The sequence below is a fragment of the Kribbella sp. NPDC051718 genome (assembly GCF_040681515.1).
Taxonomy (GTDB): Bacteria; Actinomycetota; Actinomycetes; order Propionibacteriales; family Kribbellaceae; genus Kribbella.
Window position 1 is genome coordinate 66,398 of sequence record NZ_JBFAYZ010000012.1, and the last position, 23,766, is coordinate 90,163.

Below are 23,766 nucleotides of genomic sequence, written 5' to 3' on the forward strand. Positions count from 1 at the left end.
ACAACGTTGTCTCTCAACCATTGACTTCACTGGTCTGAGCCTCCTACGGTCACGGAAAGCCCAGGGGGTTTGAGCGGTGGTACCGGGATGACAACGATTGCCCGAAGGTGGACGTGATGGCCATGAAGAACGGTTTCAAGACCGCAGGTGTGCTAGCTGTCGGCGCGCTCCTGCTGGGGGTGTCGGCCTGTAGTCAGGGATCGACGACCAAAACGCCGGATGCCGGCGGTAGCCAGAGTGCCGGCCCGGCGAACATCAAGATCGCCTACCAGCAGTGGGGCCCCGGTACGGTGATGAAGAACTTCCTCACCGGTGCGAAGGCCGAGTACGAGGCGGCCAACCCCGGCTCGAAGGTCGAGATCCTCCCGATCGTGGCGAGTGAGAACGACTACTACACGAAGCTCCAGCTGATGATGCGCTCGCCGAACACGGCGCCGGACATCGTCTACGAGGACACCTTCCTGATCAACTCCGACATCACGGCGGGGTACCTGAAGCCGCTCGACGACTACATCAAGAACTGGTCGGACTGGAGCCAGTTCGAGGACACCGCCAAGGGCGCCGCGAAGGGTCAGGACGGCAAGACCTACGGCATTCCGGACGGCACGGACACCCGCGCCCTCTGGTACAACAAGAACTTGTTCAAGCAGGCCGGCCTGCCGACCGACTGGCAGCCGAAGACCTGGGACGACGTGCTGAACACGGCCCGGACGCTGAAGCAGAAGCTGCCCGGCGTGATCCCGATGAACGTGTACTCCGGTAAGCCGATGGGCGAGGCCTCGGCCATGCAGGGCTTCGAGATGCTGCTCTACGGCACGAAGGACACCCTGTACAACTTCGACCAGCAGAAGTGGGTCGTCGGCAGCCAGGGCTTCAAGGACTCGCTGAACTTCGTCAAGACCGTCTACACCGAAGGCCTCGGCCCGTCGCCGAAGCAGGCGCTCGACCCGAACATGGGCAGCAAGGTCGGTACCGAGCTGCTGCCGGGCAACAAGCTGGCGATCGCACTCGACGGCTCCTGGATCTACGGCAACTGGCAGAAGACCGGCGCCAAGCCGTGGCCGCAGTGGACCGAGGTGATGGGCCAGACCGCGATGCCGACCCAGGACGGCGGCGGCAAGGGCAAGGTCAGCCTCTCCGGTGGCTGGACCTGGGCGATCCCGGCCAAGTCGAAGTCGCCGGACGCGGCCTGGAAGTTCATCCAGTCCCTGCAGACGCAGAAGAACGCGACCAAATACGCCACCGACGGCGCGCAGATCGCGGTCCGCAAGGACGTCGCCTCGGACGCCGGCTACAAGTCGTCGGCCAAGAGCACCCAGTTCTTCACCGACCTGGTCGCGGTCACCGTCTACCGGCCGGCGCTGCCGGAGTACCCGAAGGTCTCGAACGAGATCATCACCGCGATGGAGGCCACGATGACCGGCCAGTCGTCGCCGGAGGATGCCGCCAAGAACTACGACGAGGCGGTCGAAGGCATCGTCGGCAAGGACAAGACGACCGCCGGGAACTAGCGGAGCTGCGAAAGGGATTTCCCTGTGACGACGACTGCTCCCGCCGTGCCCGCTCCGATCGGCAGCAAGCCTGCTGATCAGAGCGGGCCACCGCGCGGCGCCAAGCTGTTCAAGATGTTGCCGTTGGCACCGGCCATCGGGCTGATGCTGGTCTTCCTGGCCGGCCCGATCCTGTACTGCGTCTACGCCGCGTTCACCAACATGGCGTTGACCGGGACCGGGGCGGCGAACGTGAAGTTCGTCGGGCTGGACAACTTCCGCAAGGCCTTCGGCAGCCACGCTTTCACCAACTCGATCTGGCTCACCCTGGTCTTCACGCTGATCTCGGCGATCATCGGCCAGAACACGCTCGGCCTCGGCCTGGCGCTGCTGATGCGCCGCTCGACCAAGCTCGTCCGTAGCTTCGTCGGTACCGCGGTGATCGGCGCGTGGGTGCTGCCCGAGGTGGTGGCGGCGTACCTGCTGAGCGCGTTCTTCAACACCGACGGCACGCTGAACGTGATCCTGCACAAGGTCGGGCTGCCCGGCCAGGACTGGTTGTACGCGGCACCGATCATCGCGGTGTCGATCGCCAACATCTGGCGGGGTACGGCGTTCTCGATGCTGGTCTACTCGGCGGCGCTGAGCGAGGTACCGAAAGAGATCGAGGAGTCGGCCGAGATGGACGGCGCCACCGGTTTCCGGCGGCTGATCTTCGTCACGCTGCCGATGATCAGCCGGGCGATCATGACGAACCTGATGCTGATCACGCTGCAGACGCTGAGCGTGTTCGGGCTGATCTTCGCGATGACCCGGGGCGGCCCTGGCACCAAGAGCCAGACGCTGCCGCTGTACATGTACGAGCAGGCGTTCAGCTTCTCGCAGATCGGCTACGGCACCGCGATCGCGCTGGTGATGCTCGCGATCGGCGCGGTCTTCTCGCTGATCTATCTACGTGGACTGAATGCGGAGGCCGCATGATCCCGCGCGACCGGATCAACAAGTTGACCGCGAACCTCATCCTGCTCTTCCTCGGGGTGCTGTTCATCCTGCCGTTGCTCTGGGTGCTGTTCGCCTCGGTCAACCGGACGGCGGGACTGCGGGTCGAGTTGCCGACCAGCCCGACCTTCGCGAACTTCAAGGCGGTGCTGAACGTCACCACGACGTACCGGCCGGTCCTGAACGGGATCGTGCTGTGCGGCGGGTCGGCGTTGCTGACGATGGTCTGCTCGGTACTGGCGGCGTACCCGCTGTCCCGGTTCAAGACGAAGTTCAACCGGCCGTTCCTGCTGACCGTGCTGTTCTGCACCGGGCTGCCGATCACCGCGGTGATGGTGCCGGTCTACGGACTGTTCGTGCAGCTCAACCTGGTCGACACGCTCGGCGGCACGATCCTGTTCATGGCGACCTCGTCGCTGCCGTTCGCGATCTGGCTGACCAAGACGTTCATGGACGGCGTGCCGATCTCCCTGGAGGAAGCGGCCTGGGTCGACGGCGCCAGCAACATGCAGGCGCTCCGCCGGATCGTCCTGCCGCTGATGTGGCCGGGCATCGCGGTCGTCGGCATCTTCACCTTCATCGGCATGTGGGGAAACTTCTTCGTCCCCTTCATGCTGCTGCTGTCGCCCGAACGCCTGCCGGCCTCGGTGAGCATCTTCACCTTCTTCGGCCAGTACGGCGAACCCAACTACGGCCAACTGGCCGCGTACTCCCTCATCTACACCCTGCCCGTCCTGCTGCTCTACCTGCTCCTGAGCCGCAAACTCGGCGGCGCCTTCGCGCTCGGCGGCGCCATCAAGGGCTGAGCCCGACCCTGCACCTCCACGGCCCGGCGGGTCGTGGAGGTGCAGGGACCAGCGCCGAGGGCGTACGGTCGGTAACCATGAGCAATGCCGTGGCGAGGGCGCGGCCGAGGGCCGGGGGTCGCACGTCTGCTGTGACCACGCTGATCGCCGTGGTCGGCATAGTGATCACGGTCGCATTGTTCGCGGCTGGGCAACGCGCCTGGGAGTACCGGAGCCCTGCGTCGCACCTGGTTCTGGAGACGGTCGACGCCTGTGTGGCGGTGCTCGTCTCCTACCTCGTCTACGGCCGGTTCCGGCGCAGCCGGAGTCGGCAGGACTTGTTTCTGCTGCAGGGATTCGCCTTGCTGGGCATTGCAAACGCTTGCTTGGCGCTGACCTTGGCCCAGACGGAATGGGTGGCTCTGCTGGGGTTGTGGCTGCCCCCTCCGCTTCGGGTGCTGGGCGCGCTGCTGATCGCCGCGGCCGCGCTGCTTCCGCGACGCTCGATGCGATCGGCCTGGCGACGATGGCTGGCTGCGCCACTCCTCGGCATGGTGCTGGTCATCGCTCTCGTACAGCTGTGGCAGCGCGACAACCTGCCCGGGTCGGAGCAGGGTGAGGGCGGGCTCCGTCCCCCGATCAGCAGTCATGGTCACCCGGCTCTCCTGATCACCCAGGTCGTCTCGCTGGTCGCCTTCGCCGCGGCGGCGGTGGTCTTCACGGTCGAGGCGCGCAAGCGGGACGATGTACTGCTGCGGTGGCTCGGACCAGCCTGCGCGCTGGGTGCACTGGCCCGAGCGAACTACCTGATCTTCCCGGCGAGCGGGCCGGACTGGGTCTACAGCGGCGACGTACTCCGGACCGGCTGCTACTTCCTGCTGCTGGTCGGTGCCGGCCGGGAGATCAGCCGCTACTGGGGAGCGCAGGCCGAGGCAGCCGTGGCCGAGGACCGGCGGCGAGTGGCCCGCGAGATGCACGACGGCGCACTGCAGGAGCTGGGCTACATCCGCTCCGAGCTGGCCGCTTTCGTCTCGGTGGACGAGGCGCGCGTCGGCCGGATCGTCGCTTCGAGCGACCGGGCGTTGGACGAGGCCAGACAGCTGCTGGTCGCGTTGGGCCGGGCCGGTGACGAGCCTCTCGCCGATGCGCTGGAACGCGCGCTCGAGCAGATCGCCGAGCGGTACGGCGTTGCGCTGGCCCTGGAGTTGGACGTGTCGATCGCTGCCGATACCGAGCAGCGGCATGCCCTGGTCCGGGTGGCTCGGGAGGCCGTCCTGAACGCCGTACGGCATGGCCAGGCGGAGCGGATCCGCGTCCGGCTCGGGCGGGATGACGAGGGGCGGCTGCTGGAGGTGGCTGACGACGGTACCGGGTTCGAGCCCGGTCGGCGGACCACAGGGTTCGGGCTGATCAGTATGCGGGAACGTGCGGAGGCTCTGCCGGGGGTGTTCCGGATCGAGTCCGAGCCGGGCAGGGGGACGACGGTGCAGGTCAGATGGTGAGTTCCGAACAGCGCCGGGTGGTGATCGCCGACGACCACCCGCAGCTGCGTAACCAGATCCGCACGGCATTGGAGACCGGCGGTTTCGAGGTCTGCGGCGAGGCTGCGAGCGGGCCGGAGGCAGTGCGGCTGGCGCAGGAGCACGCGCCGGACATAGTGCTGCTGGACGTGCACATGCCGGGCAACGGCATCCGGGCATCAGCCGGTTGCTGCCCGAGGTGGCGATCGTGATGCTCACCGTCTCCCGCGACGACTCCGACCTGTTCGACTCGCTCCGGGCCGGCGCGTCAGGCTATCTGCTCAAGGACACCGACCCGGTACGGCTGCCTGCCGCCCTCCGTGGAGTGCTGTCCGGCGAGGCGGCGATCCCGCGGTCACTGGTGGCCCGCATCCTGAACGAGTTCCGCACTCCCGGCCGTCCTCGGTTCGGTCGCCGGCCGAAGGTGGCGGCCCGGCTCACCTCCCGCGAGTGGGAGGTGATGGAACTGCTGTCCGATGGGCTGAGCACCGACGAGGTGGCGCGGCGGCTGTTCCTGTCGCCGACCACCGTGCGGGTGCACATCTCTTCGGTACTCCGCAAGCTCCGGGTCAAGGACCGGCAGGCCGCGATCGACCTACTGAGCGACGACGATCCGTCGTGAGGGCGGACTGCCGCCTCCCCCCTTTCTCCCCCCTCCTGGCCGCCCTCACGAACGTCTATTGGCGCAGCTCGAACTGCGCCGAGACCCTGCCGTCGTCGTCATCGACGACACTGATGGCGATCCGGTGCGGGCCGGTCGAGGCGTAGTCGTGGCTTCCGGTCACCGCACCGGTCGCGGATCGGGCGAGCGTCGTGCTGCCGTCACCCCACCGGACGAAGGCTGTGTGCGTGTCAGTCGTTCCCGGATCGCTGTACGGCGCGTTCACGGAGACCGTGTTGCCGCTGCGCCGGGTACCGCGTAGGTGGCCCAGAGTGGGCGCGACGTTGGCGGCCGTCCAGCCGAACGCCTCGATCGCGGCCGCATGCTTGCCGTCCGTCGCCTTGACCACGACGATGCCGGACGCGTCGTCGCCGCTGGTGTAGGACCAGGACCAGGTGCCGTCCCCGTTGTCCGTCACCGTTCCCGCTCCGCTCGACAGGGTGACCTTCAGCCTGCTGGTGCCGGGGCCGTTGGTGAACGATCCGTGCGTGGCCAGCGACGAACCCTCGTCACCATCCGCGTCCGCAGGCATGCCTGCCACGATCGGCAGATCGGCAGCGACCGGCAACTTGCCGGCGACCGGTGTCAGGCCGGGCCCGACCCCCGCTTGCTTGCCGCGGTCGGCGTGCACGATCCCGGCAAGCAGCAGAGCGGCCCCGATCGTCATTCCCGCCGCCAGCAGCGCGTGCCGGGTGAAGAAGACACGCTCGGACATTTGGCCCCCCAAGGCTGCGGTGCACACCCCTCCGCGTGCACCCAGTGCCGTAACGCTAAGTAGTGGAGGGGGGGTCGGCCTAGGGCCCGAGGTTCATTTGAGCGTTCAAATACCTAAACACCGGCGATGAGTTCGCTTATGGTCCAGGCAGAGCGGCGCAGAACGGCGGCCGTCTGTCCGGGGAGGCCCTTTACCGCGATGTCGATGCCGGTCGGGTCTTCCTGGAGAAGGGAGATCAGGAACACGCAGGCGGTGAGGTAGCTGCCGGCGAGGGCGGGGTGGGAGTCGTCGGCATCGTGCAGGGACGGCGTTGGGTGGGCTGCCTGGAAGTGCTCCCAGATCAGGCCGGCCGGGACGAGGGTGGCTTTGAGTTCGGCTGCGATGGTGGCGTAGGCCGTGGTGAACGGGGCCTGCGGCTGGTTCTTGCGGGACCAGGTCATGTAGAGGGCGGTTCGGGCGCCGACCTCGGTGATCGCGGTATGGAAGTCGCGGATGTTCTCGTGCATGCGGGTGGGGTTCTTCACCGGGAGGGTGCTCTGCTCCTGGAGGACGACCGTGTCGTAGTTGCCGGTGGCAAGTTCCGTCAGGGCTTTGCCTGCATTGAGGTGCTGGCGCAGGGACGCGCCGCCGGCGGAGATGAGTTTGTGCTCGATGGCGATGCCGCGCGCAGCGGCCAGACTGGCGATCAGGCCAGGCAGGTTGTTACGCGCCGTGAAGCTGTTACCGACGAACAGGATCCGCATTCCGGCAACGATACTCAGGTGCGACAGACCCCTTGGAGCCATCGCGCGGCCTCGCTCGACGGTGGCTCCGTGGCATCGATGAGGCGAAGGACATCGTGCGGGGTGGGCATGGCTGTACCGGCGCCGTTCTTGAGAGCTGCGGCGGCGCCGAACGCGTTCGCCAGCGCCACGGCGTCGGCAAGCGCAAGCCCTTCGAGCCAGCTCGCAGTGAAGGCCGCGACGAACGCGTCTCCCGAACCCGTTGTGTCGAGCACACGGACCTGGTGGCCGGTCGTCCGGACCTGGCCCTCGGGGCCGATGGCAATGGCGCCTTCTGCGCCTAGCGTTGCGATCACCGTGAGAGTAGCGGTGGCCAAAGACTCCGCTGCCGCCGATGGGTTCGGAATGCCGGTCAAGTCACTGATCTCCCGGCCGCCGACGACGAGGACACGGACCTCACTCAGCAATCCGGAGGCCAGATCCTGGATCCCCGTGGGTAGGTCTGTCGGCAGGTCGAGAATCACCGGAATGCCGAGCAGCGCCGACCGATGGATGGCTTTGATTGCCTGGGCAGCCCGTTCTTCGCCGAACAGGGCATATCCGGATACCAACAGGGCGTGTGATCCGGCGATCGCTCGGTCAAGCGGTTGCCACGGGCCTACCCGCGCGCTCGATCCGCGGTGACCGATCATCGTTCGCTCACCATCACCGGAGACGATGATCAAGGTGAGATGCGTGGGAGTGTCCGGATCGTAGGAGATTGCTGAGACGTCGACGCCCTCGTCCACCAGCGAGGCCACCGCGGACCTGCCCCAGTCGTCATCGCCGACGTTGGCCGTCAATGTCGGCCGTGCGCCGATCCGGCCAAGGGTGATAGCGGCATTCGTCCCGCATCCGCCGACTCCCATCCGCTGCGAACTCGCGAAGGCGTCACCGCCGACCCGCGGGAAGGTAGGAACGTCCAGGGTCAGGTCGACTGCCACATCGCCGAGGACCGCAATCGACGGGCGCACCTCGCTCTTCCCTAAAGCCGGGTGCCCATTGGGCGACAACGCCCCAGTAAGAAGCGGGGGAACTCCCAGGCGATCGGGTACTCACCCTCGATGCCTTCGTCGGGATAAGGCTCGACCAGTTCCTCCACCATCAGTCCGGCGGCTGCGAACGCACTGAAATAGCGCTCGAGTGGTCGATGGATATGCGTCGTGGTCAATCCGTTCTCCGGAGACAGTGAGGTACGGAACGGCGCTTCGATCCAAATCTCCCGGTCGTACTGGAACCAGGCTGCCTTCTCGTACTTCCAGTACCGCGGCCAGAAGCACGGGTGGGGGACAGCGAAGACGAGGGCCCCATCCGGAGAAAGCGCCTTCAGGCAGGAGGCGAGTACATCGGGCAGCGAACTCACGTTCTGAAAAAGCATGTTCGCAACAACGAGGTCGAAAGACTGTGGGGGAGTCTGCTCGACGAACGATTCGACCGTCGCCCGGCGGAAGTCCAGATTCGTTCTGGCCGGCCGCTTGCTGCAGGCGATGTCGACGCTGAGTGCACTGGGATCGACGCCGACGATCTCGCTGTCCGGATGATTGGTGGCGAGTTCGGAGGCGAACTTGCCGGTCCCGCATCCCACATCGAGTATCCGCGTTTTCGGAACAAGCCAGTCGGCGCTGAGCCGGAGCAACGCGGGCAGCAGAATGTAGCTGTAACTCAGGTCGCGGCCCTCGGAGATCAGTTGATCCCGGTCTGCTGCGACCTTGTCCCATTCCGCGGCCAGCTGCTCGCTGTCTCGAGCCTCGACCCGGCGGGGCCGGCCACGTCGGCTACTCATCGCCGCCGCCGTCGATTGATCCTGACGAGGCGACGCTATATGCGGCATCCCAGTCTCCTTCGTAGATGTGTGCAGACATGACGTGCAGCGTCAATGCGCCCGGCAGGACACCCAGCTCGTCGGCGATAAGGGTCTGAATCCGGCGCAGTGCGCAAGCATTTCCTGGCTGGCTCGCGAAGATGTTCTGGCTCCGGAATACTGCCGTGAGATGCAGTCGGCCATCGCGTAGTTTGCAGTCCACCAGCGAGATGCAACTCAGGACCTCGTCTCCCGGAGTATGGAAGCCGATCGTCGCCGACTTCGCCTCCGGTCGGAGTTTCAGCCGTCGTACCAGCCACTGGAGTTGGTCGACACCAGCGTGCTCGCGAAAAAGCTTACCGTAGCTCACCGTGTACATCGGCAGTACGGAAAGTGATTCGTACTTCTCGACCATCAAAGTGATGCGGTCCGGATCTGCGCCCGCGGCCACGAACTCGTCCGGTCTGCAGTTCCACGCTGAAAGAGAAACGTTGAGCACCTCTTTCAGTGGTCTGCCGTCGTCGGTCACGACGTGGCCCTCGGCCATCACGTGGCGGACGCACATCCGCCAGGCATCGGCGAAACGGTCGAAGGTGCCGAGGCTGGCCGAAACCGCCGGGCTGTCCGCGAGCACGCTAGGCCGCCGATTCCCAGTGCCGCCGCACGACAGTGCGGATGCCGTCGAAGTCGGGGATCCGCCGGGACCAGACGAACCCGCTGACCGGGTCACCGGTCGACGGCTCGTCGCGCATCTGATGAATGAGGTGACTCACCAGCCTGATGTGATGGGTGGCGAAGAATCGCCAGATCGGCAACGAGCGCAACTCCATCACCAGGTCGGCGCCGAAGCGATCAGGGTGCGGGACCTCGGACAGCGCACTGAGATGGTCGAGCAGATGGCCGTAGTAGTAGACGCTCAACCGGTCCCGGCGATTCGTGACCTCCATGTGCGGCAGGCCGCCGATCGTGCCGGCCAGGTGCAACAGACTGATCCGTTCCTCGAAGGCCTCATAGACAGGGTCGGTGTCCTCGATCCCGGCTCCGCCGCGAATTGCCTCCATCAGGATCTGCCGCGAGAACGAGTTGTGGTTGGCGAGCCGGTTGACATCGGCCTGGATCTTGCCGACGGTGCCGGAGTCGGCCACCACCCGGCTGAGGCCTCCGTCCGAACCCTGGTAGGACAGATCGAGCAGTTGCCGCAACGTCAGGCCCAGCTGGCTGATGACACTGGCCGCGAAGTGCTCGCGGATGGTGATTCGCTCGGTCGGCTGCAGGTCGCGCTTGACCGCCCGGATGAAACCGTCCGCACCGGAGAAGCCTCGGATGAGTGCGTAGGGACTGGCTCCGAGTAGAGCTTCCGAGCGTTCGATCGCATCGCTGTCGACATGGGTCAGCGAACCACATCGCGCTGTCCCAGATCCGATTTTCCGTACTGATGGATTTTGAAGTCGATATAGCCACGGAAATGTGTGCGCGGGTTCTGGGCGTTCTCGCCGAGCAGGTAGAGCAGATCGCCGGCGGTCGTGCACGGCAGGAGCTCCACCAAGGTGCTCGCCACCTGGCTGGACCGGTGTGGGTCGGCGCAATGCACGACGGCCTTGTCGGCCAGTAGCAGCGCCGCCTCGAGATGTTGCTCGATCGGCGCCTCCGGAAAGCGCCGGCGGTACAGCGCCGCGTTGTGGATGTCGGTGATTGCCACATACAGGGTGCTCGGCGGCAGATCGTGGAGGGTGATGACCTGTGGCTCGGTGTCGCGGGTCGCGGTGGCGGGAACAGCGGTGGGCGCGGGCCGGGCAGGGTTGGAGATGTCGACCGGTGAATTGACCCAGACGACCGTGCTGGTCTCTTTGACGTTGATCATCACCGGTGCGAAATCGTCCGGATCGAGCGATCCGTATCCCGGCTTGACGATCTTCTGGAAGAAGTCGTCGGAGACGGCCACCACCGAGTCGTTTCGGGTCGTCTTGAGCGCGTCGCGGATGACGTCGTTGTCGATGATCCGGAAGGCCAGGTTGAGTTGCTCACCGGAATATCCCTGGTCGTCGACGGTCACCTCGCCGTGGTGAATGCCGACCCTCAGACGCAGGGCTGCCGCTGTACTGGCGCTCCGGTTGTGGTGGCGCAGACCGGTTTCCAGGGATGGCACGAAGTCCTGCAGGAGCGAGGTTTTGGGTATGTCCGAGCGCAGCAGGATCCATTTGCCGTCGCCGGTGTCCCCCTCGGCCGCCACCGGATCCGAGTACGGCATTCGCTCCAGCCCGGTCCGGATGAGGTCATCCAGGGTTCGACGGAGGCCGGCCCGGATGGGGTCGGTCCTGGTCGGCGATCCGAATCCTTCGATGTCGATCGTCAGGATCGCATGATGGCGGGGTTCCCAGAGCGCGTTGTTCAACAGTGATCCTCATCAGACCGTGGCCAGAGCTGCTAGAGCCAGACCGGCGATCGCAAGTAGGAGGGATGCCCGGAGCAGGAGCGATTTCCGGTGCGCGATGGCACTGAGCGCGGCCAGTTGCCGGCAGACCTGGTCCAGGTCGTCGGCCTGACGGAGTCGTTCTGCAATCTCAGTGCCTGACATTCCGCGCAACGCCCGGAAGTAGTACCAGCCCCTCTCCTCCGCGAGATCGGCTCGTCGAGACCCGAGCGATGGCAGAACCACCAGGCAGGCGAGCAGTACTGCAGCCAGCAGGCAACCACCGCTGATCCAAACCAGGGGTCCACGAGGTCCAGCAACCCCGTCACCGAGTGCCAGCAATCCACCCAGTTCGATTGCTGACGCGAAACCGGCCTTGGTGTCCGACTTGGTGATTTCAGCCGCAGTCAGTGCGTGCAACCGCCAGGCTGTCTCGAGAACGTCGCGATCCGGCCTCAGCCCAGCGGCGCTTGCCGGGGCGGCAGGCTGCTGAGCCGGGGTAGCGGTCATACCAACAATCTTTAGGGATATCGCCGCGTTCGGCGCGGCGAGTGAAGCCGATGTGGTGTCGGAACGTCGAAATGGGCAGCGCGGGAGCAGCGTGTGCCAGCACGTAGGGTGGGCAGCATGCCGCTGAACTATCCGCTTGCTGAGCAGACGTTGGACAACGGTCTGCGGGTTGTTGTCAGTTCTGACCGGAACGTGCCGATCGTGTCGGTGAACCTCTGGTACGACGTGGGGTCGCGGCACGAGCCGCCGGGGCTGACCGGGTTCGCGCACTTGTTCGAGCACTTGATGTTCCAGGGGTCGCGCAACGTCGAGTCGGGGCAGCACTTCTCGCTGCTGGAGAGTGTCGGGGCGAGCCTGAACGCGAGTACCTTCTTCGACCGGACGAACTACTTCGAGTCGCTGCCCAGCGGCGGGCTCGACCTCGCGCTCTGGCTCGAGGCGGACCGGATGGGCTACCTGCTCGACGCGGTCAACCAGGAGAACCTCGACAACCAGCGCGACGTGGTGAAGGAGGAGAAGCGGCAGAGCTACGACAACCGGCCGTACGGCGACTCGTACGAGCGGCTCGTCCGGCTGCTCTTCCCGGCGGACCATCCGTACGCGCACATGACGATCGGCTCGATGGCCGACCTGGACGCGGCCGCGGTCGAGGACGTGCACGCGTTCTTCCGCAAGTACTACGGCCCCAACAACGCCGTCCTGACCATCGTCGGCGACGTCTCCGAGGAGGACGCGTTCGACGCGGCCAAGCGGTACTTCGGGCACCTGCCGGCCATCCCGACGCCGCCGCCCGCACCGGACGGCACCGTCGGCCCGCTCGACGGCGTGTTCCGTGACGACGTGGTCGACGACGTCCCGTCGGACCTGATCACGATGATGTTCCGGCTCCCGGTCGACGGTACGCCGGAGCTCGACGCCGCCGCGTTGGCGCTCGACGTACTGGCCGGTGGGCAGAGTGGCCGCCTCAACCGGCGTCTGGTTCGCGACGAGCAGATCGCCCAATCAGTCTCTGGTGGTGCCCTGCCGCTGATCGGTGGCGTCTCGTTCGGCACGCTGACCGGGATCGCCTCCGAGGGCATCGACCTGCAGCAGGTCGAGGACGCGCTCGTCGAGGAGGTCGAGAAGCTCGCCAAGGACGGCATCACCGAGGACGAGCTGGCGACCGTGCAGGCGCAGGCCGAGCGGGACTGGCTCGAGCAGCTCGCCACCTGTGGCGGTCGCGCGGACGAGATCTCGCACCACGCCCTGCTGTTCGGCGACCCGAACCGGATCAACACCCGGATCGACGAGCTCCGCGCGGTGACGGCAGATCAGGTGCAGGCGGCGGCGAGCAAGTGGATCCGCGCCAGTTCCCGCGCTCAGGTGACCTACCGACGACAGACAGACGCAGCAGGGGAGCAGGAATGAACAGCCAGGCCTTGACCACACCGCCGGCAGTCGCACCGCCGCGCCCGTGGCGCTTCCCGCTGGCGACCAGTACTACGACCCGCTCCGGCACCCCGGTCCACGTGTTCGACCGCCCCGGCCAGTACGTCGCCACTGTGCGCGTCACCGTCGCCATGCCGCTGGCCGTCGAGCCACGCGAGCTTGAGGGCGTCGCCACGATCATGTCGCGCACGCTGGACGAGGGCACCGAGCTGAAGTCGGCCAACGAGTTCGCGGCGGCTCTGGAGCGGCACGGCGCGGCGTACGGGGTGGACGTCAGCTCCGACGCGCTGCACGTCGAGATCTCGGTCCCGACCTCGCAGCTCGCCCCGGCCGTCAAGCTGCTCGCCGAGGCCGTCACCCGGCCCGCCTTCAACCAGGCCGACGTCGGCCGGCATGTGACGATCCGGCTCGGTGAGATCAACCAGGAGCGGGCCAACGCGGGCTACCGCGCCCGGGAGGCATTCGCCGCCAACCTGTTCGACCCGTCGTCGCGCAGGTCCCGCCCGACAGCCGGTACGCCGGACACCATCCGGCCGCTGACGAACGTCCAGGTGGCCGAGTTCTACCACGCCAACATCGGTCCGGCGCGGGCCGAGATCCTGTTCGCGGGCGACGCGACCGGGGTCGACGTTGCCGCGATCATCGACGATGCGTTCGGTGACTGGAGCTCGGACGCCGGTACTGCGATGGAGACGCCCGAGCCCCTCTACATCGCCGGGAACAAGCTGGTGCTCGTGGACCGGCCCGGCTCCGTGCAGAGCCAGCTGCTGATCGGTTGCCCCGGTCCCGATCGCCGCGAGGACATCTGGGGCGCGGCCGCGGTCGCCAACCATGTCGTCGGCGGCACGATCACCTCCCGCGTGGACACCGTGCTGCGCGAGGAGAAGGGCTACACGTACGGCACCCGGACCAGCTTCACCGCGCCGCGCAAGGGCGGCACCTTCAGCCTGGGCGGCGCTGTCCGCACCGAGGTGACGGGTGCGGCGATCGGTGACGCGCTGAAGATCCTGCTCGACGCACGTGATGGATTGACCGCGCAGGAGGTGCAGGACGCGCAGGACAGCCTGATCCGTACTGCGCCGCTGCGCTACGAGCAGGCCGACTCGATCGCGCAGCAGGTCGGCAGCAACATCGCCGCCGGGGTGCCGCTCGACTTCGCCGACACCTACCTGGCCCAGATCGCCGCGACCACCGCCGAGACGGCAACCGAGGCCTACCGCCGGTACGTCGGCGCCAACGGCCTGCTGGTCGTCGTCGTGGGGGAGGCCAAGGAGGTCCGTGGCCAGCTCGCCGGGCTGGGCATCGGCGACATCACCGAACTGAGCTGACCCGCGGTTTGGTTGCATCAGCCAACTAACCGGACCGATCCGGTCATGCGTTTGCTTGCAACCTGACAACGTCGGTCACCCGCCGAACCCTGGTGGACCCGCGCGCGCGGCTTTAGCGTGTGCGGGTCAGACTCACTTCAGGGAGGGGATCCGCTCGTGAGAGACGTCCGTAGATCGTTGTGTGCGGCCACTGGCGCCATCGCGCTGGTGGCCGGCGCGCTGGCAGTTCCGGTCACCGCCGGCGCCGGTACGACGGCGGTTGCCGGTGGCACCACGGAGTACACGGTGTTGCTGCAGGCCGGGGCCGACCACGCCCAGGCGCTGGCCGCGGTTCAGGCGGCCGGAGGCTCGGTGGTCAAGGAGAACACGAACCTCGGCACGATGACGGTGCTGGCCGCCGCGTCCGGGTTCGTCACCAGGGTGACCGGGGTGGCCGGCATCGACGGCGCTGCCCGCAGCCGTCCGATCGGGCAGTTGCCGCAGGCAAGGCCGAGCACGGTCGAGCAGGAGCACCTGAACGCCGTTGCCAAGGGCAAGAGCACGACGGCCAGGCAGGCGGCCAAGAACAAGACCGCCGACCCGCTCGACGCCCAGCTCTGGGGCCTGCGGATGATCCGCGCGGACCTGGCGCACGAGAAGCACCCGGGCAAGAAGGCGGTCAAGGTCGGTGTGCTCGACTCCGGCATCGACGCCCGCAACCCGGACATCGCGCCGAACTTCGACTGGAACCTGTCCCGCAACTTCGCCACCGACCTGCCCGAGATCGACGGCCCGTGTGAGTTCCGCGGCTGCGTCGACCCGGTCGGCTGGGACGACAGCGGTCACGGCACCCACGTCGCCGGTACGATCGGCGCCGCGCTCAACGGCATCGGTGTCTCCGGTGTCGCGCCGAACGTGTCGCTGGTCGAGATCCGCGGCGGCCAGGACAGCGGCTTCGTCTTCCTCGGCCCGGTGCTGGACGCGCTCACGTACGCCGGTGACGTCGGCCTGGACGTCGTCAACATGTCGTTCTACGTCGACCCGTGGCTCTACAACTGCACCGCCAACCCGGCCGATACCCCGGAGGCGCAGGCCGAGCAGCGCGCCACCATCGCCGCGATGAACCGGGCCCTGAACTACGCGCACAACAAGGGCGTCTCGCTGGTCGGGTCGCTCGGCAACAACCACGAGGACCTCGGCAAGCCGCGGACCGACATCTCCAGCCCGGACTTCGGCGACGTCGCGCCGTACCCGCGGCCGATCGACAACGCGACCTGCGTCGACCTGCCGGTCGAAGGCCCGCACATGATCGGCGTCTCCGCGCTCGGCCCGTCGGCCAAGAAGGCGGACTACTCCAACTACGGACTCGAGCAGACCGACGTCTCGGCGCCGGGTGGCTGGTTCCGCGACTACTTCGGTACGCCGCAGTACCGGACGAACGAGAACCTCATCCTGTCGACCTACCCGGTCAACGTCCTGCAGAACGCGGCCACTCCGCTCGTCGACGCGGCGGGCGAGATCACCGCGGCCGGTGTGGCCGGCGGAGTACAGAAGCAGTGCCCGGCCGGGGTCACGGACTACACGAAGTGTGGTTACTACAACTGGCTGCAGGGCACCTCGATGGCGTCCCCGCACGTCACGGGTGTCGTCGCGCTGATCGTCAGCGAGTACGGCAAGAAGGGATCGCACAACTCGTTCGGGCTGGCTCCGGACAAGGCGCGCAAGATCCTGCTGGACAGCGCGCAGCGGCGGGCCTGCCCGACGCCTCGCCTGCAGACGTACGTGAACGAGGGGCGGTCGACCGAGTTCGACGCGCTCTGTGAGGGGCCGCGGACGTTCAACGGCTTCTACGGCAACGGCATCGTCGACGCCTACGCGGCGGTGACCAGGTACTGAGTCGACAAGACCTCGGGCCCGGCACACGGTTGTGTGCCGGGCCCGAGGTTCGTTCTGCTACTCGGTTACTCGGGGACCAGCAGGCAGGTGGCGGTGCGGTCGCCGAGGGTCCAGCCGTTCTCGATCGGGTGCAGGAAGAAGACGTCGGACGGCTTGTCCGGCGTCTGCTTGAGCGCTTTGAAACGGTCCGTGCAGCCCTTCTCGGCAGCAGCCTGGACGGCGGCCAGGCCGGGCCACTCACCGGCCGGCAACTCGAAGACGGCGAACACCTTGCCGCCGTTGGGCTGGTCGCACGGCTGGACCTTGATGTCGCGGACCGTACCTTCCTCGATCCCGGTGATGCAGTCGCCGACCTTGAGCTTGTCCGGCTTGGTCTTCACCGTCGTGGTCACCTGCCCGGAGGCGTCCCGGTCGGGCTCGCTGTAACTGGCGATCAGGCCGATGACGAGGAGGCCACCGAGGACGACCCAGAGGCCGCTGATCACCAGTCCGGCGATCGCCAGCCCCTTGCCGCGCTGCCCGCGCTTCGGGATCTGGGAGAGCGCGACGATGCACAGGACGATGCTGATCAGCACGATGCCGAAGATGCTGAGGATGAATCCGATGATCGCCGGGGTGTTCGTCCCGCCGGAACCGGGCGCGGGCAGGTCGTTCCGCCCGGTGTAAGGCTGGTAGCCCGAGTACTCGCCTGGTGGCGGCGGATAGCCACCGGGCGGAGGCGGGTAGCCACCACCCGGCGGCGGCGGACCACCCGCCGCGGCCTGGTACGGCCCCGGCGGGTTTCCGCCTGACTGCGGCTGCTCGGGGTTGGGTGGGGGTGGTGTCGGGTCCATGGACGGAATGTAAGCCCGGCCAGGAGCAAAACTGAGGAGGTGCCGCCCTGCTAGCCCGAGATGTAGTTGGAAAGTTGCTCGCGTTCGAACTCCAACTCGCCGATCCGGGTCTTCACCACGTCGCCGATGCTGACGATCCCGCTCAGCGCGCCGTCGGTGACCACCGGGACGTGCCGGATCCGGCGATCTGTCATCAGCCGCATCAGGTTGTCGACCAGGTCGTCCGGCCCGCAGGTGTGCACCTGCTCGGTCATGATCGCGCTCACCCGGACGTCGCCCGCGTCAGGTGTGCGGTGTAGCAGCCGGACGACGTCGCGTTCGGAGACGATGCCGGTCACCGAGCTGCCATCGGCGCTGACCACCAGCGCGCCGACGTTGTGCTCGGCCAGCAGCGCGAGGAGTTCGGTGACGGTGGCTTCTGGGGAGATGGTGACGACCTGGTTGCCTTTACCGCGCAGTACGTCGTTGATCTTCACGGAGCCTCCTGGTGATGGAGTGAGCCCAATACCCAAAGGTAGCGAATAGAACCAGTGAGCGGCAGGTCTGGCACAATACAGCCAGTGACCTGGCGTGAGGACCTGGCCGTACTACGGCATCGAGACGTCCGGTTCTTCGTCGGCGCCCGCTTCATCTCGATGCTGGGCTCCTCGATCGCCCCGATCGCGCTCGTCTTCGCGGTCCTGGACGTCTCGGACGCGGCCAGCGCGGTCGGCCTGGTGCTGGCTGCCCGGAGCATCCCGAACGTGGTCTTCCTGCTGCTCGGCGGCGTCATCTCCGACCGGCTGCCGCGCAAGCTGGTGATCATCGTCGCGAACTCGGTCAGCGCCCTGACCCAGGCGCTCGCGGCGGTGCTCGTCCTGTCCGGGCACGCTCAGATCTGGCAGTTGGCCGCGATCGAGGCGGTGAACGGGATCGCCTCGGCCTTCGTGATGCCCGCGATGACCGGCATCCTGCCGTCGATCGTGGACAGCGTGGAGCTGCCGCAGGCGAACGCGGTCTCCGGGTTCGCCCGCTCGACCGCGTTGATCGGCGGCAGCGCGGTGGCCGGCGTGATCGTCGGTCTGACCAGTCCCGGGGTCGGGCTGGCCGTCGACGCGGTGACGTTCTGCCTTGGCGCCTTCCTGATGTCCAGGCTGCGGCTGCCACCGATCGAGCGGGCTGCCACGTCGGTACTGCACGATCTGCGGGTCGGCTGGACCGAGTTCGCGTCCAGACAGTGGGTCTGGACGGTTGTGGTGGCCTTCATGGTGCTGAACATGATCTTCACCGCGTGCTACTCGACGCTCGGGCCGGTGATCGCCGACGACACCTTCGGCCGGGTCGGCTGGGGTGCGGTGAGCGCGTGCTTCGGGGCGGGATTGATTGCCGGGGGCATCGTGATGATCCGGGTCAAGCCGAAGTACCCGGTCCGGATCGGCATGTTCGGCATGCTGGTGATGATCCCGATGTACCTGTGCCTGGCGCTCGCGCCGTACACGCTGGTCATCGCTGGGGTGGCGTTCGTGGTCGGGATCGGGTTCGAGATGTTCGGGATCGGCTGGGAGACCGCGCTCGGCCAGCACATCCCGCTCGACAAGCTGTCCCGGGTCGCGTCGTACGACATGCTCGGCTCGTTCGTCGCCGGGCCGATCGGTCAGCTCATGGTCGGGTACGTCGCCGCCGTCACCAGCGTCAAACTCGTCGAGCTGTACGGCGCCGGCCTGCACCTGGTGATCTGCGCGGCGACGCTGCTGGTGCCGTCGGTCTGGCGGTTGCAACGCCACCGGACCGTGCAGGATCAGCTGCCTGCTCCCGGGAAGGTTCAGGACGCGACGTAGGTCGTCAGCGACTCAGGACTTCACGGCGAGGGCGGCGGCGATCAGCCGGGACCAGTCGCTGAGGTCGTCGACCGGCTTCTCCGGCCGCCACTCGACCGACGGCACGATGCCCGGCTCGAGCACGGTCAGGCCCTCGCCGAACAGCGCCAGGATCTCGTCGTCGGTGCGCCAGCGGCCGCGGCCGAGCGAGCCCTGCAGCAGTTGCTGCATCTCGGCGCTGCGCGGGTCGTTCTCGCTGCGGAAGTGGCTGATGAAGAAGTAGCTGCCGGCCGGCACCCGGTCGTACCAGAACCGGACGACGCCGGCCGGGTCCTCGTCGTCGTTCAGGTGGTGCAGCACCGCGCTCAGGATGATCGCGACGGGCTTGTCGAAGTCGATCAGGGCACGTGTCTCCGGGCTGTCGTAGATCGACTTGGGGTCGCGCAGGTCGGCCTGGAAGACGGCGGTGTTCTCGTTCTCGGCGAGCAGCGCGCGGCCGTGCGCGAGCACCACCGGGTCGTTGTCGACGTAGACGACCTTGGTCTCCGGCGCGTGCCGCTGGGCGACCTGGTGCACGTTGTCGGCCGTCGGCAGGCCACTGCCCAGGTCGATGAACTGCCGCACTTTGCTGGTCCGGACGATCTCGCGAACGGCCCGGATCAGCGCGCCGCGGTTGTCGAAGGCGATCGCCTGCGAACCCGGCAGGCCATGGATGAACTTGTCCCCGAGCGCCCGGTCGACGGCGAAGTTGTCCTTGCCGCCGAGCAGGTAGTCGTAGGTCCGCGCGATGCTCGGCTTGGTCGTGTCGACACCCGGAATCACGACGCCTTCTCTACCTGCTTCGCCCATCGCGAGATGTCCTTCCGCTACGACTGGTTCGACCTCGCCTACTTTAGGCGATCCCCGAGGTCGCTAGGCGAGACGGCGCAGGATCTCTTCGTGCAGCCGGCCGTTGGTCGCCACCGCGTTGGGACCGTTCGGGCCGGGGGTGCCGTCGGCGGAGGTGAACTTGCCGCCGGCCTCGTCGACGATGATGGACAGCGCCGCCATGTCGTACAGGTTGAGCTCGGGCTCGGCGGCGACGTCGACAGCGCCTTCGGCGACCAGCATGTACGACCAGAAGTCGCCGTACGCGCGGGTCCGCCAGGACGACTCCATCAGGTCCGCGAACTGGTCCTTCTTGCCGAGCTTCTCCCAGCCCTTCAGCGAGGAGTAGGACAGCGACGCGTCCTCGACGGTCGAGACGTCACTGACCCGGCACGGCTGGGCGGACATCAGCGCGCGGCCGGTCCACGCGCCGTCGCCGTACGACGCCCACCAGCGCCGGCCGAGCGCCGGTGCGGAGACGACGCCGACGACGACCTGGTCCTCGATCATCAGGCTGATCAGGGTGGCCCAGACCGGTACGCCGCGGATGTAGTTCTTGGTGCCGTCGATCGGGTCGACCACCCAGCGGCGGATGCCCCAGCCGGTGGTGCCGTCCTCCTCGCCGACGAACGCGTCCCGCGGCCGGGCCCGGGCCAGCGTCTTGCGCATCACGTCCTCGACCTTGCGGTCGGCGTCGCTCACCGGGGTCAGGTCCGGCTTGGTGGCGACGTGCAGGTCGAGCGCCTTGTAGCGGTCCATCGTGGTGGAGTCGGCGTCGTCGGCCAGGATGTGGGCGAGCCGCAAGTCGTCGGTGTGCGAGGGCATGACCGGAAGGCTAGCCTGCCCCCTGTCCAGCCAGAAGTGGGCACCTTGAACACCAACCGGCGACCTGGGACATGAAATAACATGTCCCAGGTCGCCGCTGGGTGTCCGAGGTCGCAACTTCGTCTCGGCGTGGGTTGAACCGTTCGGGCTTGTTGAACGTGCAGCTAGTGTCGGGCGTGCGATGTGGCTTGGCGCTAACGGCGCCCAGGCCAGCACCGCGATGCACGCACCTGGGCACCGTTATCGCTCAAGCCACATCGCACGCCCGACACTGTGTCTGAACACATCGACTAGCTGGAGGCGTCATGTTCGAGCGCTTCGGGGATCTGCCGCTGCACGTGCTGGTGATCCACCTGACGGTGCTGGTGCTGCCGGTCGCCGCGCTCACGGCGATCGTCTACGCGGTGGTGCCGAAGTGGCGCTGGCTGCTCCGCTGGCCGACCTTGGTGCTCGGGGTCGGGGCGCTGGTGTGCGCATTCGTGGCGAAGAAGAGTGGCGAGGCCTTCGTCGCCGCGATTCCGCAGCTGGAGCCGCTGGTCAAGGTCCACCGCGAGCGGGGCAATCTGCTGTTCTGGTTCGTGCTGGTCTTCGCGCTGGTCGCGGTGGCCGCCTTCCTGCTGCTCACCGGGCCGTCGGCGCTGGCGAGCGGAAAGGGTGCCAAGGCAACCAAGAGCCGCCCGCTGGAGCTGGTCACCAGCGCGGCGATCGTGGTGATCGGCGTGATCGTGATCATCCAGACGATTCGCACCGGTGACGCCGGCGCGAAGGCGGTCTGGGACGGGCAACTGCCGCCTAAGTAGTTTCCAGGTCGCGGCCTTCGCGGCTGGCGAGGAGGCGGCGGAAGGAGGCGACTCTTTCCGCGTCGACCCGGCCGGCGGCGACTGCTTCGTCGAGGGCGCAGTTGGGCTCGGTCTCGGAGTGCGTGCAGCCGCGGGGGCAGTCATGCGTCTCCTCGGCCAGGTCGGGGAACGCGTTGATCAGCTGGTCCGGCTGCACATGCGCCAGCCCGAACGACCGGATCCCCGGGGTGTCGACGATCCAGCCACCCTCGGGCAGCCGGAGCAGCAACGCGCTGGTCGACGTGTGCCGGCCGCGACCGGTGTTGTCGTTGACGACGCCGATCGCGCGGTTCGTACCAGGCACCAACGCGTTGACCAGCGTCGACTTGCCGACGCCCGAGTGGCCGACCATCATGCTCGTCCGGTCGTGGAGCTGCTCGCGCAGTTCGGTGAGATCGCCGTCGATCTGCGTGGCGACGGACTCGACGCCCAGCGGCCGGTAGATCGAGAGCAGCGGTCCGGGGTCGGCGAGATCGGTCTTGGTCAGGCACAGCAGCGGGCGCATGCCGGCGTCGTACGCCGCGACGAGGAAGCGGTCGATCAGCCTGGTCCGCGGTTCCGGGTTGGCGACCGCGACGACGATGACAAGCTGGTCCGCGTTGGCGACCAGCGGCCGCTCGACCGGGTCGTCGTCATCGGCGGACCGGCGCAGCAGGGTCTTGCGGGGGAGCACCTCGACGATCCGGGCCAGCGTGTCCTTGTCACCGCTGGAGTCGCCGTCGAGCTTGACCAGGTCGCCGACGATCACGCCCTTGCGGCCGAGCTGCCTGGCCTTCATCGCCGTGACGACGCGATCCGACTCGCCGACCCAGCAGGTGTAGCGGCCGCGGTCGCGGGTGATCACGAAGCCGATGACGGCGTTGTCGTAGGTCGGCCGGTCCTTGGTGCGTGGCCGGGTGTGGCGCTTGGGCCGGTCGTACTTGGCTTCCTCGTCGTACTTCGACATCAGCTCACCAGCGCCGACCAGAGCTCAGGGAATTCCGGCAGGGTTTTCGCGGTCGTCGCGATGTTCTCGATCTCCAGACCGGGCACGACCAGGCCGAGTACGGCGGCGGCGTGCGCCATCCGGTGATCGTGGTAGGTGCCGAAAAGCCCGCTGTGCAAGGGTTTCGGGCGGATCTCCAGGCCGTCGGGGGTCTGGGTGACGTCGCCACCGAGCGCGTTGAACTCGGTCTCCAGCGCGGCCAGCCGGTCGGTCTCGTGCCCGCGGAGATGGGCGATCCCACGCAGGTACGACGGTCCGTCGGCGAACGCGGCGATCGCCAGCAGTACCGGCGTCAGCTCGCCGACCTCGCTCAGGTCGAGATCCAGGCCTTCGATCCGGCCGGTGCCGCGGACGGTCAGGTCGCCGTCGGTCAGCGTGACCTCGGCGCCGAAGCGGGTGAAGATGTCGGGCAGTTGGCCGCCGGGCTGGGTGGTCTCGGCCGGCCAGCCGGTCACGGTCACCTCGCCGCCGGTGACGATGGCGGCGGCCAGGAACGGCGCCGCGTTGGACAGGTCCGGCTCGATCGCGCTGTCGAGCGCGCGAATGGGGCCGGGGGCAACGATCCAGCGGTTGGGCTGGCTGTCGTCGACCTGGACGCCGCGCTCGCGCAGCATCGCGACGGACATGTCGAGGTGCGGCTGCGACGGGACGGGTTTGCCGTCGTGGATGATGTCGACGCCCTCGTCGTACCGGGCGCCGGCCAGCAGCAGGGCCGAGACGAACTGGCTCGATCCGGAGGCGTCGAGGGTGACCTGGCCGCCCCGGACGGAGCCGGTGCCGCTCACGGAGTACGGCATCCGGCCGGTGCCGTGGTCCTCGATCTGTACGCCGAGAGCGCGCAGCGCGCCGAGGATGACGTTCATCGGGCGCTCGCGGGCGTACGGATCGCCGTCGAACGCGATCTCGCCGTCAGCCAGCGCGGCGACCGGCGGTACGAAGCGCATGACCGTGCCGGCCAGGCCGCAGTCGACGCTCGCCGGGCCCTTGAGGGAGCCGGGGGAGACCGTGACCAGGCCGTCCTGCTCGGTGATGCCGACGCCGAGGGAGACCAGGGCCTGGCGCATCAGGTTGGTGTCGCGCGCCACCAGCAGCCCGGACAGCGTCGACGGGCCGTCGGCGATCGCGGCGAGCACGAGTGCCCGGTTGCTGATCGACTTCGACCCGGGCACGGTCACCCGCCCGCGGACCGCCACCGTCGCGGAAGGTGCCGGCCACCCCTGCTGCGCTGCCATCTCACTCCCAGCTCTCCGAAGATTCCGCCCCGAGCCTATCGGTCGGGCCTGCCGGTCGTGCGCGGTGGAACCGTACGAAGTCAGGTTCGAGGCGGGTCACCGCCCC

25 protein-coding genes are annotated in these 23,766 nt (G+C 67.5%); 11 read left to right on the plus strand and 14 right to left on the minus strand.

Going from position 1 to position 23,766, the window contains the following annotated elements:
• The first annotated feature begins 116 nt into the window (after positions 1–116).
• The 6 genes from AB0M15_RS34995 to AB0M15_RS35020 all read left to right on the plus strand — a co-directional run bounded on the left by AB0M15_RS34995 (position 117) and on the right by AB0M15_RS35020 (position 5,416).
• Positions 117–1,511, plus strand: coding sequence for an extracellular solute-binding protein (locus AB0M15_RS34995; RefSeq protein WP_363828472.1), 1,395 nt, complete (start codon positions 117–119; stop codon positions 1,509–1,511).
• 24 nt (positions 1,512–1,535) lie between these two features.
• The gene (locus AB0M15_RS35000; RefSeq protein ID WP_363828475.1) at positions 1,536–2,471 is read left to right on the plus strand and encodes a sugar ABC transporter permease; all 936 of its coding nucleotides are present in this window, start codon (positions 1,536–1,538) and stop codon (positions 2,469–2,471) included.
• A complete protein-coding gene (locus AB0M15_RS35005) occupies positions 2,468–3,295 on the plus strand; it encodes a carbohydrate ABC transporter permease (RefSeq protein ID WP_363828478.1) in 828 nt (275 codons plus the stop codon). The genes AB0M15_RS35000 and AB0M15_RS35005 overlap by 4 nt, the downstream gene beginning before the upstream one ends.
• Positions 3,296–3,372: 77 nt before the next feature.
• On the plus strand, positions 3,373–4,776 hold the full coding sequence (locus tag AB0M15_RS35010; protein ID WP_363828481.1) for a sensor histidine kinase: 1,404 nt from the start codon (positions 3,373–3,375) through the stop codon (positions 4,774–4,776).
• The gene (locus tag AB0M15_RS35015) at positions 4,770–5,006 is read left to right on the plus strand and encodes a response regulator transcription factor (protein WP_363828485.1); all 237 of its coding nucleotides are present in this window, start codon (positions 4,770–4,772) and stop codon (positions 5,004–5,006) included. Before AB0M15_RS35010 ends, AB0M15_RS35015 begins: the two co-directional genes overlap by 7 nt.
• Positions 5,006–5,416, plus strand: coding sequence for a response regulator transcription factor (locus AB0M15_RS35020; RefSeq protein WP_363829129.1), 411 nt, complete (start codon positions 5,006–5,008; stop codon positions 5,414–5,416). The genes AB0M15_RS35015 and AB0M15_RS35020 overlap by 1 nt, the downstream gene beginning before the upstream one ends.
• Positions 5,417–5,471: 55 nt before the next feature.
• Here AB0M15_RS35020 and AB0M15_RS35025 read toward each other — a convergent pair whose 3' ends face one another.
• From AB0M15_RS35025 to AB0M15_RS35060, 8 genes are all read right to left on the minus strand, one after another.
• The gene (locus AB0M15_RS35025; protein ID WP_363828488.1) at positions 5,472–6,170 is read right to left on the minus strand and encodes a hypothetical protein; all 699 of its coding nucleotides are present in this window, start codon (positions 6,168–6,170) and stop codon (positions 5,472–5,474) included.
• 113 nt (positions 6,171–6,283) lie between these two features.
• On the minus strand, positions 6,284–6,913 hold the full coding sequence (locus AB0M15_RS35030) for a hypothetical protein (protein WP_363828491.1): 630 nt from the start codon (positions 6,911–6,913) through the stop codon (positions 6,284–6,286).
• Positions 6,914–6,927: 14 nt separating this feature from the next.
• Positions 6,928–7,944: a carbohydrate kinase family protein gene (locus tag AB0M15_RS35035; RefSeq protein ID WP_363828498.1), complete on the minus strand. Its 1,017-nt coding sequence runs from the start codon at positions 7,942–7,944 to the stop codon at positions 6,928–6,930.
• The gene (locus tag AB0M15_RS35040; RefSeq protein ID WP_363828503.1) at positions 7,917–8,762 is read right to left on the minus strand and encodes a class I SAM-dependent methyltransferase; all 846 of its coding nucleotides are present in this window, start codon (positions 8,760–8,762) and stop codon (positions 7,917–7,919) included. The genes AB0M15_RS35035 and AB0M15_RS35040 overlap by 28 nt, the downstream gene beginning before the upstream one ends.
• A complete protein-coding gene (locus AB0M15_RS35045; protein ID WP_363828506.1) occupies positions 8,707–9,366 on the minus strand; it encodes a thymidylate synthase in 660 nt (219 codons plus the stop codon). The genes AB0M15_RS35040 and AB0M15_RS35045 overlap by 56 nt, the downstream gene beginning before the upstream one ends.
• 1 nt (position 9,367) lies before the next feature.
• Complete coding sequence (locus AB0M15_RS35050) at positions 9,368–9,934, minus strand: hypothetical protein (protein ID WP_363828511.1); 567 nt, start codon at positions 9,932–9,934, stop codon at positions 9,368–9,370.
• A 188-nt stretch (positions 9,935–10,122) separates the two neighbouring features.
• Positions 10,123–11,124 carry a hypothetical protein gene (locus AB0M15_RS35055; protein ID WP_363828514.1) on the minus strand — a complete coding sequence of 334 codons (1,002 nt, stop codon included), beginning with the start codon at positions 11,122–11,124 and terminating at the stop codon, positions 10,123–10,125.
• A gap of 12 nt (positions 11,125–11,136) precedes the next feature.
• Positions 11,137–11,652, minus strand: coding sequence for a Pycsar system effector family protein (locus AB0M15_RS35060; RefSeq protein ID WP_363828517.1), 516 nt, complete (start codon positions 11,650–11,652; stop codon positions 11,137–11,139).
• A gap of 117 nt (positions 11,653–11,769) precedes the next feature.
• On the opposite strand from AB0M15_RS35060, the gene AB0M15_RS35065 reads away from it, so the two are divergent.
• The 3 genes from AB0M15_RS35065 to AB0M15_RS35075 all read left to right on the plus strand — a co-directional run bounded on the left by AB0M15_RS35065 (position 11,770) and on the right by AB0M15_RS35075 (position 16,283).
• Positions 11,770–13,059, plus strand: a complete 1,290-nt coding sequence (locus AB0M15_RS35065; protein ID WP_363828520.1) for a pitrilysin family protein — start codon at positions 11,770–11,772, stop codon at positions 13,057–13,059.
• The gene (locus AB0M15_RS35070; RefSeq protein ID WP_363828523.1) at positions 13,056–14,408 is read left to right on the plus strand and encodes a pitrilysin family protein; all 1,353 of its coding nucleotides are present in this window, start codon (positions 13,056–13,058) and stop codon (positions 14,406–14,408) included. Before AB0M15_RS35065 ends, AB0M15_RS35070 begins: the two co-directional genes overlap by 4 nt.
• 156 nt (positions 14,409–14,564) lie before the next feature.
• Complete coding sequence (locus AB0M15_RS35075; protein WP_363828526.1) at positions 14,565–16,283, plus strand: S8 family serine peptidase; 1,719 nt, start codon at positions 14,565–14,567, stop codon at positions 16,281–16,283.
• 65 nt (positions 16,284–16,348) lie between these two features.
• On the opposite strand, the gene AB0M15_RS35080 is transcribed toward AB0M15_RS35075, so the two are convergent.
• Both AB0M15_RS35080 and AB0M15_RS35085 read right to left on the minus strand, forming a co-directional pair.
• Entirely contained in the window at positions 16,349–17,116 is a 768-nt protein-coding gene (locus tag AB0M15_RS35080) for a DUF4190 domain-containing protein (RefSeq protein WP_363828529.1), read from the minus strand.
• Between the two features lie 50 nt (positions 17,117–17,166).
• Complete coding sequence (locus tag AB0M15_RS35085; protein WP_363828533.1) at positions 17,167–17,592, minus strand: CBS domain-containing protein; 426 nt, start codon at positions 17,590–17,592, stop codon at positions 17,167–17,169.
• Positions 17,593–17,676: 84 nt separating this feature from the next.
• Between AB0M15_RS35085 and AB0M15_RS35090 the strand changes: the two genes are divergently transcribed.
• Complete coding sequence (locus AB0M15_RS35090) at positions 17,677–18,933, plus strand: MFS transporter (protein ID WP_363828536.1); 1,257 nt, start codon at positions 17,677–17,679, stop codon at positions 18,931–18,933.
• Between the two features lie 12 nt (positions 18,934–18,945).
• Here AB0M15_RS35090 and AB0M15_RS35095 read toward each other — a convergent pair whose 3' ends face one another.
• Positions 18,946–19,761, minus strand: coding sequence for an SAM-dependent methyltransferase (locus tag AB0M15_RS35095; protein ID WP_363828539.1), 816 nt, complete (start codon positions 19,759–19,761; stop codon positions 18,946–18,948).
• 63 nt (positions 19,762–19,824) lie between these two features.
• Positions 19,825–20,604, minus strand: a complete 780-nt coding sequence (gene hisN / locus AB0M15_RS35100) for a histidinol-phosphatase (protein WP_363828542.1) — start codon at positions 20,602–20,604, stop codon at positions 19,825–19,827.
• A 305-nt stretch (positions 20,605–20,909) separates the two neighbouring features.
• On the opposite strand from hisN, the gene AB0M15_RS35105 reads away from it, so the two are divergent.
• Positions 20,910–21,404: a DUF2231 domain-containing protein gene (locus AB0M15_RS35105; protein ID WP_363828545.1), complete on the plus strand. Its 495-nt coding sequence runs from the start codon at positions 20,910–20,912 to the stop codon at positions 21,402–21,404.
• Here AB0M15_RS35105 and rsgA read toward each other — a convergent pair.
• Positions 21,397–22,389 (minus strand): ribosome small subunit-dependent GTPase A, encoded by a 993-nt coding sequence (gene rsgA, locus AB0M15_RS35110; protein ID WP_343964564.1) that lies wholly within the window; start codon positions 22,387–22,389, stop codon positions 21,397–21,399. The two genes, AB0M15_RS35105 and rsgA, sit on opposite strands and share 8 nt — an antisense overlap.
• The gene (gene aroA / locus AB0M15_RS35115) at positions 22,389–23,660 is read right to left on the minus strand and encodes a 3-phosphoshikimate 1-carboxyvinyltransferase (RefSeq protein ID WP_363828550.1); all 1,272 of its coding nucleotides are present in this window, start codon (positions 23,658–23,660) and stop codon (positions 22,389–22,391) included. The genes rsgA and aroA overlap by 1 nt, the downstream gene beginning before the upstream one ends.
• Positions 23,661–23,766 lie beyond the last annotated feature (106 nt).